Consider the following 9,315-nt stretch of genomic DNA (forward strand, 5'->3'; position numbering starts at 1 on the left):
TTTATAAACTTGTTTGAAGAGTAACAAAGCGAGTTTATAAAATGATATTTTCAAATCATTAGATTATATTAATAATAGATTTTAATAATGAATTAAATAGACTTATATCATGAATATCTTTGGGGTAGGTTTACCAGAAGTAACAGTAATTTTAATTCTAGCTCTATTAATTTTTGGTCCCAAGAAATTACCAGAATTAGGAAAACAACTTGGCAAAACATTAAAAAGCTTAAAAAAAGCATCGAATGAATTTCAAAACGAAATAGATCAAGTAATTAATGAGCCAGAGAGCGAAAATTTACCAAAATCTCCTCAGAAAAAATTTACCAATGATCTCGATCAAGTTACTAAAGAATCAGAGGAAAAGGATTTATCAGAATCAGATAATAATGAAAAATGAGATAATTAAAAGGCCAATTACCCCTGTAGAAGAATTTGAAATAGCATTGAATAAAGCAGAACTTTCAGATGAAGATTATGAATTAATTGAATACATCAGATACACCAGTGTATTTACACAACCAAGTCTTGTTAAAGATTTAAAAAGGCCATCCAAACCGCCCCTTCTTACAAATCTTTGCCAAATATGCAGGAAAATTGGATCTGAGATGCCTGAGCACTTTAAAAAAGTAATTGATTGGTCAATCCGAATGAGTGAACATAATACAAGATGGGATGGCCATCTAATTTGTGCAGAGGCATTAAATGTAGATAATATTCCAATAAGTCCTTCCCATGGAACATCTTTATTTGATGTTCTTGTAGTACACAAAGAATTATTTCGGGGATTTGACTAGCTTAAAATATTAATCATCTAGAGTAATTGAATCGGTATCAATTACGTCTTTGGATTCTTCATATTTGCTTCTTTTAGTATCAATCCAGTTATTAATAGATGCTACGACTGGAAGGGAACCCCTATAAATAAAAATTGAAGTTGGTAAAGCACTCAATAATCCAACTAAAGGATTTTTGAAAAGTAATCTTCCTGCTTTGATATTAAATAAAATTATAAGAATTGAAGGAACTAAAACTTTAATTACTGTTTTCAAAGCCTCAACCCAACCGACACGATATATCCACCATATCAAGACTATCCCAACTACATATAAAAATAAGTAAGTCATACATTTAATATAGTGTTTATTTAGTTTTATTGGTCTTTGAAAAAAACAATTTAATTTTTCCTAAGGCTTTAATATAAAATTATGCATAAAAGTTAAAATGAGTTTCTCTGAAATTAGAAAATTTTTAAAACAAATGCAGTCAGAAGATAATTTAAGAAAAGAGGTTACTTCTTCTGCAACTGCAGATGATGTAGCACTTATTGCTCAAAGACTTGGATATAGTTTCTCTGGTGATGATCTTTTAAGATTTAATGGCCAAAAAGTGGATAAAGTTACCGTCAGAAAAGTTGATCACCCTGGTGAATATCACTAAAAGATCAAGACTTAATCCAAATTGCGAGTCCTCCTCCTCTTCCTCTAGCACACATCCAATTTTTTTCTTTACTGATAGCTATTAGAGAGAAAAAAGGCATTTGCTTTTCTTCTGGTTTTTTTAAAGGTTTATTAACTAAGGTAAAATTTCCAATATTTATTATTAAGTTCTCGAAGAAAAAGGGCAATAGAGGCCTCGGACCTTTTAATGATGCTTGCCCACAGAAAATAATCGATAATATCCCAAAACTAACTGAATTTTTTATCTGGTAATCAACTATATTATTTTGAGAATTGGTTTTCTTTAATTCTAATTTTGCTGATAATACTTGAAGAATGGAACTAGATATATTATCTATTTCTTTTGAGCCTTTCTTCCATACGGAATTAAATTTCCAAGTTCCTATTAAATCTTCATATCCAATACCACTTCCATCTTTTTTAGAAATACTCTCTAAATTTTTTATTTCTGTGTATTGTGGTAAATTTTTTGCCTCTAGAGTCATTTTAAATATTATTTTTATTCATCATAAAAAGGTTTTAAAAAAAAATAAAATAAAATTTCTTCTTTATTTCAAAATATTTCTAAGAAAGTAGAGAGCAGACACACATTCGTAACAAATTTCAACTATCATCTTTACATAAGTTAATCTTAAAAATGGATTTCATTTCTAAAAGACAAGGTCATATTCCACTTAAGGCTGTCCCTTATATATTTTTCCTTGCAGTTGTTCTTAGTATCACAACAACAACAAATACTTTTGTTTAAGCTTTAAGATTTATTCTTAGGGTTTAATTTTTAATGAACAAATACGACGTAATAATCATAGGTAGTGGTATTGGGGGTTTATGTTGCGGTTCTATATTAGCCCTAGCAGGTAAAAAAGTTCTAATAGCTGAAGCTCACTCTCAACCAGGAGGTGTTGCACATAGCTTTAATATGAGAGGTTATAAGTTTGAATCTGGTCCTTCATTATGGAGTGGTATCGGCAAATGGCCTACGACCAATCCTTTAGGGCAAATACTTAGATTACTTGACGAAAAGGTTGAACTTATTAAATATCAAGGATGGCATGTCAATGTTCCTGAAGGCGAATTCAATTTGGAAGTAGGACAAGAACCATTTAAAGAAAGAATAAGATTATTAAGAGGTGAAAAGTCTGTTAATGAGTGGGATTCATTTATATCAGGGATAAGACCTCTTAGTCAAATAGTAAGCGAAATCCCACTCCTCTCTAGTTCACCTGAAACAATTAATTTTTTAGAGATTATAAAATTAGCATCTAAATTCTTACCTAATATAAAATCATTACCAAAGCTAAATGGTGGTTTTGGGGATATTGTCGACAGTCACCTAAGTGATCCTTTCCTTAGAAACTGGGTTGATTTGCTTAGTTTTTTAATAAGTGGGATGCCAATGCATGATACAAATTCTGCTGCGATGGCTACATTATTTGATGAATGGTTTAAACCTGAATCGTATTTAGAATATCCAAAGGGAGGAAGTGAAAGTATAGTAAAGGCACTAGTTGATGCTTTCAAAAAAAATGGCGGTGAACTAATTCTTTCTTCTAAAGTAAAAGCTGTAAATTTTAGTAAAAATATTGCCTCAGGTGTAACTTTAGAAAATGGTTCCAATTTTATTTCGAACTTTGTCGTAATGAATACTGATGCTTGGACTTCCAGAAAATTAGTTCCACAAGAATTCCAAAAAAGATGGAGCCCAAAGGCTAAAGATATTAATAAATGCGGTTCTTTTCTTCATATTCATTTAGGTTTTGATGCCTCTGGTCTACAAAATTTACCAATTCATGCAATACACGTTGATAACTGGGAGAGAGGAATTACTGCAGAAAGAAATGTAGCAGTTTTCTCAATTCCTTCTGTATTAGATAAGAGTATGGCACCAAAAGGTAAACACGTCCTGCATGGGTATACACCTGCCAATGAACCATGGGAAATTTGGAAGAATTTAAAATCTAATGAGTTAGCTTACAAAGAACTTAAAGAGGAAAGATGTTCAATATTTCTCAAATCTTTGAGAAATATAATACCTGATATAGATAATAGAATTGAGATCAAATTGCTTGGCACTCCTTTAACGCATAAAAAGTATACCAATACTTATTGTGGTAGCTACGGCCCAGCATTATCGGCTTCTCATGGACTATTCCCTGGATGTAAAACATCTGTTAAAAATTTGCTTACTTGTGGAGCAAGTACTTTCCCCGGAATTGGTATACCTGCCGTCTCAGCAAGTGGAGCATATGCGGCTGAAAAAATCATAGGGAAGAAGGAATATAAAAAGCTTCTTAAAACGATAGATCTTTAAAGCATTCGACAAAGTCGGAAAAATATCTTTAGTTAAGAAATAAGAAGAAAAAAAGTAATTTTTTTTACGGATGATATTCTTTATTTGAATATAACTTTTACTTATAGTTTTTATATGTTTTTCTTATCTATTCCCCAGGCTTGGCACTTGGCTGGTACTTGGTCAGAGCAGCTACCAAACGATTCAAATCTAATAGGAATGAGTCAAACAGAGTTGATGATGACTTTGCACTCTATCTTTGTACCACTTTTACTAGTAATTTCATATTTTCTATTTCTAAAAATCTCTAAAAACGAATCAAAAAAAGTTAAAGGCTAATTTCTTTTTAGAAGAAGCTTTTATTTTGCAGAACTTCTTCTAAAAACTTTTCTTCCAGTAGAAGTATCAACGGAAGTAGAATTACTCTCTTCTTTAGTATTGGAATTACCGTCAGCATTTTCAATATCGCTTTTATCCATTTCGGCACAAACCCCTACTACCATTGCTGCTTGCAGTTGATCTGGTAAATCCCCAATAGTTAATAAAGCTTTTAAAACTAGCTGAAGGCGAGTTTCCCTATCTATTTCTGGCCTTAGCTTTTTAACCGTATTCCAAAGTTCTTGAGTAACTTCTTTCAAAAGTTCGCGATCTACAGACAAATTTAAAACCTTTTTGTATTTCTATTAATCTAACAAAGAATAGGGATTCTTAAAATATTTTTCGTAAAACTGAATATTAGTTGAAATTTTTTATTGCTAGAAGGCAAGTTGTATTTGTTTTGGAAGCTTATTATTTTCTTGTATATTTTTAGTAGATTTTACATTTTTAAAGTTACTAAAAAACTTTTTTTTAATTTTTATTGGAGTACTAGAGAATCTACAATTAGCTCTTGAAAGTGAGTTCCACTCTTTTGGATTAAATGTAGCGTAGGGGGAAGAAGATAAAATTTTCATTTCTTGTAATACATCTGTACTAATAATAGTACAAAACTACCATTATGCAACTGGTCAATTCTGCAAGTCTTTATTTTGATAAAATAAGATTAGAATCATTTATCTTTTTCAATTATCCCATAAGATTTTTATATATTTCTTGGTATCATCAAAGACAAATTAATCGTTAATTTAAGCAATTCATAACCAATACCCTTAAAAACCCCTTTAGATAGAGAAATTTCTTGAAATTAATATTGACAAGTTATTTTGCCATAAAGCTCCTATAAAAAAATTAAGTTATTAATTATCTAATGCTTTTAAGTACTCAAAAAAGATTAAAAATCCAGGAAATAGTTAGAAGGATATCCTTAGATAAAGTAGTTTCGTTAAAAGAAAGAATATACGTTGAAAAATATGCAAAACACAGCTCGACAATATCTCTTTGGTTAAAAAAAGCAAATAGTATCAGAAGACATGGAAGACAAAGCGAAGATAGTATTAATGGACTAATTCAATCGCTGGGAATTGATGGATTAGAAAGAGAGAATCATTTCAATCCAAATAAAGATGACATTTCCGACTGGTTTGGAGGTTCACCTGATTGGATTAAAAGGAGCTAAAAAAATCATTTAATCCTTAACTTATCCATGCATTAGAGAATAAATAAACACCCACAACTGATATGAAACCCCAAAAAATCCAAGGGAGTAACTTTATAGGGAACAAGTATTTGTTAGTAAATGTATTCATAAAATAATCTAATATTTAACTAGATTATTTGTAATTTTGAATTTTGAAAATAGGTTTAATTGCTCTAATCACTCAAAATGAATGATATGAATATTAAACACGTAAGTAATGTACTAAATATATAAGAAAACTAGCGTAGTTTATTTCAAGCTAATAAATTAAGCAGCTATCTTTTCATTATTAACTTCAAAATCAATTTTCTTGATATTTTGTTCATTTGAATTATCCCAATATTTAATTAGTCTTTCTAACTCATTAATTCTTTTTTTAGCATTGGCAATCTTTTCTGTTGAAGTCATTTAAAAAATTTAGCTATTTAAAATATGCATTAAAAAATTTTTTTTTCAATGCTTAATTTTGATTTGCTTAAACTTTAAAAATATTAATTATTAGTTAAAAGTTTAAACGCCTAGTATTTAAGTAATTATACTTATTAATAGAGATTGAGGTTTTTATGAAAAATTTGAATTCATTTATTCTGAACAATACGGTTAAGATCCTAGATTTTGTTTATTCAGATAGGCATTTGCAGAGATTTTGGGTATTAGAAGTTATTGCAAGGTCTCCTTATTTTGCTTTTCTTTCTGTTCTTCATTTCAAAGAATCACTTGGATTAAAAAATGACATCACAATGTTTTTGATGAAAGAACATTTTTACCAAGCCATTAATGAAACGGAGCATCTAAAAGAAATGGAGAAAAGAGGAGGAGATAAGTTTTGGATTGACAGGTTTTTAGCAAGGCACCTAGTACTTGTCTATTACTGGATTATGGTTTTTTATTATTTCTGTTCTCCAAGAAATGCTTATGACGTAAATATCAAAATTGAAGAGCATGCATTTAATACCTATACAAAGTACCTAAAAGATCACCCTGAAGATCAAAAGATAAAAGAAATTGCGCAAGACGAACTTAATCACGTTGAAGAACTTAATGAAGCCTTAGCGATGATAACTCAATCCTAAATTAAAACTGAAAAATCAAGAAAAAATACTGCAAACATTATTGAGGAAGAAATCAAGCTAATTCCGATAATCAATGAGACATAGCCTTTTCGCCTAGGCAATTTATAAAAGAGCGCTCCAATTACAATTGCGATTATTACAGCAAAAAATATTACGATTTTTTCAGTTAAAGCATTTAGGTGGAGTGTTAAATTTGTACTTCCAAAGAGTTTTAGATAATCAGATAAAAATACTTCGCCTTCAATTTTTTTAAAATATAAGAATGCACTCATCAGAGCAGAACTTAATAAAGAAAAGACTGCAAGGGCGCTAACTGGCTTGGTAAGTCTATTTATTGTTCTATTGAAACTTACTAGCAGACTCAATATAAGCAAAGCCATACCCATTGGTATCAAGGGGATCAAGATAGAAATGTTTATGGAATTTTCCACGAAAGAATTTTAAATTTATTTTAATTTTATAATATTCAAAGACCTAGTTTAACCACTTAAGATTTATATAAAAATTTTATGTATATATTACCTATTGATTTCTGTGTTATTTGATACGAAAATTAAAATACTAACGATAAAGCCATGCTTACAATTTCTGAAATTCTTCTTGCAAGTGCAATTTTTCTTGGAATAGTATATTGGGAGGTTCAATTTCTATACTCCAAAACTACTGTTGTCAAATGATTTCTCTGTAAATAAAAGGCGAAACATCAGATTAAAATAAATTTAAATAAAATTTAAGAATTCAAACAAACAAAAAAAGCTTTAAATATGAGAGAATAAACACATTAATTTTCTTTATGGGCAAATGAGCGAAGTAAAAACTCAAGAAATCGATTCTACTCAGCAACAACAACAGCAACAGCAGCAATCATATCAAGACAGTAATATTTATTCTGCGGAAACAGAACAACTTTATTTAAAAATGAAAGAAGGGTGGCTTTAATCTCCTCCACTATTTAAATAAATTTTTAACGAAAACTAATATACCTGGGTTGGTCAAATAAAATAATTTTTAGAAACAACCGCTACTTTTTTTTTAATATAAGCGATTAAATTTTAAAAAGAATTAAAAAAAAATTGTTTAAGAAACTCAAACAGTTAGAAAAATTAAATGGAAGAATTGCTATGGGTGGGTTAGTTTATTTATTATTTACAAAATTAGTATCTACTCGTACTGATATCCTTGATCAACTTAAATCTATTTTAATTTAAAAGATCAGATACTTTAATTCTTTTTAGTTATATTTTTTAATCTCAAAGTCATTTAAAAATTTAAAAATTTGAATAGCTTCGTAATTATTTCTAATTTAAATAGTTTGATTTTTTTTATTTATAAATTTTATTTTTTACATGATTAGGAGAATAAATACTATTCATAAACTAAAACTAAAACTAAAACCAAAAATACGGGCTTCATAGTATATTTGTACTATCAAGAATATTATACTATGGCTTCTTCGGAAACTTATGAATTTCTTTTCGTTAAGCCTGGTGATCATGTAGTAATTAAAAATGAAAAGCCTCCAGGGAATACACAAAACGGTCGTCAGGAATATTGGATTGGGCAAGTTATTAACTGTATAGGAGGAGCAAGAAATCCAAATTCATGGACGTTATTTCAAGTGGCAGACATTGATAATGGAGAGATCATAATAATCAATGCAGATACTGTAGAAAGGATATTAAAAACAGCTGAGAATTAACCTTCTCAAAACTTGATAAAGCAATCACTCTAAAAAATTCTAGTTATGAAAAACAAAGAATAATAAAAAATAATATTACATGTAAAAGAAATGACTATCCCAACTCTAGACAAGCAAGCCCGTATACCTGATTCATTGGGCATGAAGGTTGAATTCCTTTATACATTCTATAAGTTTGTGAAATTTCTTTAAAACCCATACTAGATAAAAGATAATTTGCATAAGGATTGAGATTCGAACAGTCCAATAAGACTTGAGCTTCTAGATTCCTAACTAATTTTCTAATAAGCAATTCTGCCAAAGGAGGAGTATCAGCCAGCAGAGGGCCAATTCGCCAACCTTTATTATTATCTTGAAGCATGCAAGGTCTTATCCTCCCAAAGCCATGGCACATGCCATTATTATCAACAAGCGCACTAACATTACCAAAAGAATTCTTCAGCCAATCGTTCAAGAAGTGAGGCCTAGGACTAGGTTCTCGTTGAGAATCATATATTAAAACAGCCTCAGGGGGGATTTGGTTACCTGGAACAACACTAAAAGTATTATTATCATCTTTATAAAAATTCCCATTTGGTAAATCTTGAATGCCTTCTAATTTCCATCTATTTGTTATGGAGGATTTTTTAAAACCCCACGTTTGATAATCATCTAATCTGTTTGGAGCTGCTTCTAAACCGATACAACCAACATTTTTCAAATAATCTAATGCATGTTTCCATAATCTCACTCCATAACCCATATTTCGGAATTCTTTTTTTACGATGAATAATCCTATAAATCCATAAGAAGAATTGTATTTAACACAAGCTATAGAGCCTATAGGATCGTTATCAAGACATCCAACCCATATCCCTTTTTTATCGGTATTTTTATAAATTGAGATGTCATCAAAGCCAGGAGCAAATCCCTCTAACCTAGCCCAATCAGTAACTTTCTGGATCTCATCATCAGATATTAGTCTGATTGAAAAATTTTTCTTCATTAGTGGTATGTTAACTAAATAAAATAAGATTTTTAAGATTTAGAGGCAGTTAATTTAATCAATACTAAGGAAAAATATATTCTCGCTTCAAAGAATAAAAATAATAAAGCCACTCAATATTCCTGCGATATGTCCAGATAGGCTTATGCTTGGTAAAAAAGAATAAACAATCCCTAAAGACAAAAAAACGGTCATTAATTTATAAATTTCATTGTTCTTTTTCAAGCCAATA

General features: G+C 29.9%; 18 protein-coding genes. 10 read left to right on the forward strand and 8 right to left on the reverse strand.

What is annotated here, in order from left to right:
• The first annotated feature begins 109 nt into the window (after positions 1-109).
• Positions 110-400 (forward strand): TatA/E family twin arginine-targeting protein translocase, encoded by a 291-nt coding sequence (locus tag ACTF45_RS08340; RefSeq protein ID WP_011131980.1) that lies wholly within the window; start codon positions 110-112, stop codon positions 398-400.
• A complete protein-coding gene (locus tag ACTF45_RS08345) occupies positions 390-797 on the forward strand; it encodes a hypothetical protein (RefSeq protein WP_438949768.1) in 408 nt (135 codons plus the stop codon). Before ACTF45_RS08340 ends, ACTF45_RS08345 begins: the two co-directional genes overlap by 11 nt.
• Positions 798-806: 9 nt before the next feature.
• On the opposite strand, the gene ACTF45_RS08350 is transcribed toward ACTF45_RS08345, so the two are convergent.
• Positions 807-1,127, reverse strand: coding sequence for a hypothetical protein (locus ACTF45_RS08350; RefSeq protein ID WP_438949769.1), 321 nt, complete (start codon positions 1,125-1,127; stop codon positions 807-809).
• Positions 1,128-1,224: 97 nt separating this feature from the next.
• Between ACTF45_RS08350 and ACTF45_RS08355 the strand changes: the two genes are divergently transcribed.
• Positions 1,225-1,440 (forward strand): Nif11-like leader peptide family natural product precursor, encoded by a 216-nt coding sequence (locus tag ACTF45_RS08355; protein WP_011131978.1) that lies wholly within the window; start codon positions 1,225-1,227, stop codon positions 1,438-1,440.
• A 4-nt stretch (positions 1,441-1,444) separates the two neighbouring features.
• On the opposite strand, the gene ACTF45_RS08360 is transcribed toward ACTF45_RS08355, so the two are convergent.
• Complete coding sequence (locus ACTF45_RS08360; protein ID WP_288347302.1) at positions 1,445-1,945, reverse strand: hypothetical protein; 501 nt, start codon at positions 1,943-1,945, stop codon at positions 1,445-1,447.
• A gap of 296 nt (positions 1,946-2,241) precedes the next feature.
• Here ACTF45_RS08360 and ACTF45_RS08365 point away from each other — a divergent pair, with 296 nt between their 5' ends.
• Entirely contained in the window at positions 2,242-3,771 is a 1,530-nt protein-coding gene (locus ACTF45_RS08365) for a phytoene desaturase family protein (RefSeq protein WP_438949770.1), read from the forward strand.
• Between the two features lie 114 nt (positions 3,772-3,885).
• Complete coding sequence (locus tag ACTF45_RS08370; protein ID WP_036930938.1) at positions 3,886-4,089, forward strand: hypothetical protein; 204 nt, start codon at positions 3,886-3,888, stop codon at positions 4,087-4,089.
• Positions 4,090-4,109: 20 nt separating this feature from the next.
• On the opposite strand, the gene ACTF45_RS08375 is transcribed toward ACTF45_RS08370, so the two are convergent.
• Positions 4,110-4,409: a TIGR03894 family protein gene (locus ACTF45_RS08375; RefSeq protein ID WP_288347307.1), complete on the reverse strand. Its 300-nt coding sequence runs from the start codon at positions 4,407-4,409 to the stop codon at positions 4,110-4,112.
• 96 nt (positions 4,410-4,505) lie between these two features.
• Entirely contained in the window at positions 4,506-4,703 is a 198-nt protein-coding gene (locus tag ACTF45_RS08380) for a hypothetical protein (RefSeq protein WP_036930939.1), read from the reverse strand.
• 293 nt (positions 4,704-4,996) lie between these two features.
• Between ACTF45_RS08380 and ACTF45_RS08385 the strand changes: the two genes are divergently transcribed.
• Positions 4,997-5,305, forward strand: a complete 309-nt coding sequence (locus ACTF45_RS08385) for a hypothetical protein (protein ID WP_288347309.1) — start codon at positions 4,997-4,999, stop codon at positions 5,303-5,305.
• Between the two features lie 288 nt (positions 5,306-5,593).
• On the opposite strand, the gene ACTF45_RS08390 is transcribed toward ACTF45_RS08385, so the two are convergent.
• A complete protein-coding gene (locus tag ACTF45_RS08390; RefSeq protein WP_288347311.1) occupies positions 5,594-5,734 on the reverse strand; it encodes a hypothetical protein in 141 nt (46 codons plus the stop codon).
• Positions 5,735-5,889: 155 nt separating this feature from the next.
• On the opposite strand from ACTF45_RS08390, the gene ACTF45_RS08395 reads away from it, so the two are divergent.
• Positions 5,890-6,399: an alternative oxidase gene (locus ACTF45_RS08395; protein ID WP_011131973.1), complete on the forward strand. Its 510-nt coding sequence runs from the start codon at positions 5,890-5,892 to the stop codon at positions 6,397-6,399.
• Here ACTF45_RS08395 and ACTF45_RS08400 read toward each other — a convergent pair.
• Positions 6,396-6,830 carry an NADH-quinone oxidoreductase gene (locus ACTF45_RS08400; protein ID WP_288347313.1) on the reverse strand — a complete coding sequence of 145 codons (435 nt, stop codon included), beginning with the start codon at positions 6,828-6,830 and terminating at the stop codon, positions 6,396-6,398. The two genes, ACTF45_RS08395 and ACTF45_RS08400, sit on opposite strands and share 4 nt — an antisense overlap.
• A 370-nt stretch (positions 6,831-7,200) precedes the next feature.
• Between ACTF45_RS08400 and ACTF45_RS08405 the strand changes: the two genes are divergently transcribed.
• From ACTF45_RS08405 to ACTF45_RS08415, 3 genes are all read left to right on the forward strand, one after another.
• Entirely contained in the window at positions 7,201-7,338 is a 138-nt protein-coding gene (locus ACTF45_RS08405; protein WP_288347314.1) for a hypothetical protein, read from the forward strand.
• Between the two features lie 134 nt (positions 7,339-7,472).
• Positions 7,473-7,607, forward strand: coding sequence for a hypothetical protein (locus ACTF45_RS08410; protein ID WP_288347316.1), 135 nt, complete (start codon positions 7,473-7,475; stop codon positions 7,605-7,607).
• Positions 7,608-7,843: 236 nt separating this feature from the next.
• On the forward strand, positions 7,844-8,098 hold the full coding sequence (locus ACTF45_RS08415; protein ID WP_288347317.1) for a DUF3104 domain-containing protein: 255 nt from the start codon (positions 7,844-7,846) through the stop codon (positions 8,096-8,098).
• Positions 8,099-8,192: 94 nt separating this feature from the next.
• Here the strand turns inward: ACTF45_RS08415 and ACTF45_RS08420 are convergent, their stop codons facing one another.
• Complete coding sequence (locus ACTF45_RS08420) at positions 8,193-9,083, reverse strand: GNAT family N-acetyltransferase (protein WP_438949771.1); 891 nt, start codon at positions 9,081-9,083, stop codon at positions 8,193-8,195.
• An 87-nt stretch (positions 9,084-9,170) separates the two neighbouring features.
• Entirely contained in the window at positions 9,171-9,278 is a 108-nt protein-coding gene (locus ACTF45_RS08425; RefSeq protein ID WP_438949772.1) for a hypothetical protein, read from the reverse strand.
• Positions 9,279-9,315: the final 37 nt, after the last annotated feature.

The organism is Prochlorococcus sp., from assembly GCF_965655815.1.
GTDB classification, from domain to species: Bacteria; Cyanobacteriota; Cyanobacteriia; order PCC-6307; family Cyanobiaceae; genus Prochlorococcus_A; species Prochlorococcus_A pastoris.

Excerpts from the sequence above, each read along its gene's own strand:
- ACTF45_RS08365 (WP_438949770.1), top strand. The coding sequence starts at position 2,242 with ATGAACAAATACGACGTAATAATCATAGGTAGTGGTATTGGGGGTTTA.
- ACTF45_RS08425 (WP_438949772.1), bottom strand. The coding sequence starts at position 9,278 with ATGACCGTTTTTTTGTCTTTAGGGATTGTTTATTCTTTTTTACCAAGC.
- ACTF45_RS08360 (WP_288347302.1), bottom strand. The coding sequence starts at position 1,945 with ATGACTCTAGAGGCAAAAAATTTACCACAATACACAGAAATAAAAAAT.
- ACTF45_RS08340 (WP_011131980.1), top strand. The coding sequence starts at position 110 with ATGAATATCTTTGGGGTAGGTTTACCAGAAGTAACAGTAATTTTAATT.
- ACTF45_RS08380 (WP_036930939.1), bottom strand. The coding sequence starts at position 4,703 with ATGAAAATTTTATCTTCTTCCCCCTACGCTACATTTAATCCAAAAGAG.
- ACTF45_RS08390 (WP_288347311.1), bottom strand. The coding sequence starts at position 5,734 with ATGACTTCAACAGAAAAGATTGCCAATGCTAAAAAAAGAATTAATGAG.
- ACTF45_RS08350 (WP_438949769.1), bottom strand. The coding sequence starts at position 1,127 with ATGACTTACTTATTTTTATATGTAGTTGGGATAGTCTTGATATGGTGG.
- ACTF45_RS08370 (WP_036930938.1), top strand. The coding sequence starts at position 3,886 with ATGTTTTTCTTATCTATTCCCCAGGCTTGGCACTTGGCTGGTACTTGG.
- ACTF45_RS08395 (WP_011131973.1), top strand. The coding sequence starts at position 5,890 with ATGAAAAATTTGAATTCATTTATTCTGAACAATACGGTTAAGATCCTA.
- ACTF45_RS08415 (WP_288347317.1), top strand. The coding sequence starts at position 7,844 with ATGGCTTCTTCGGAAACTTATGAATTTCTTTTCGTTAAGCCTGGTGAT.
- ACTF45_RS08385 (WP_288347309.1), top strand. The coding sequence starts at position 4,997 with ATGCTTTTAAGTACTCAAAAAAGATTAAAAATCCAGGAAATAGTTAGA.
- ACTF45_RS08405 (WP_288347314.1), top strand. The coding sequence starts at position 7,201 with ATGAGCGAAGTAAAAACTCAAGAAATCGATTCTACTCAGCAACAACAA.
- ACTF45_RS08355 (WP_011131978.1), top strand. The coding sequence starts at position 1,225 with ATGAGTTTCTCTGAAATTAGAAAATTTTTAAAACAAATGCAGTCAGAA.
- ACTF45_RS08345 (WP_438949768.1), top strand. The coding sequence starts at position 390 with ATGAAAAATGAGATAATTAAAAGGCCAATTACCCCTGTAGAAGAATTT.
- ACTF45_RS08420 (WP_438949771.1), bottom strand. The coding sequence starts at position 9,083 with ATGAAGAAAAATTTTTCAATCAGACTAATATCTGATGATGAGATCCAG.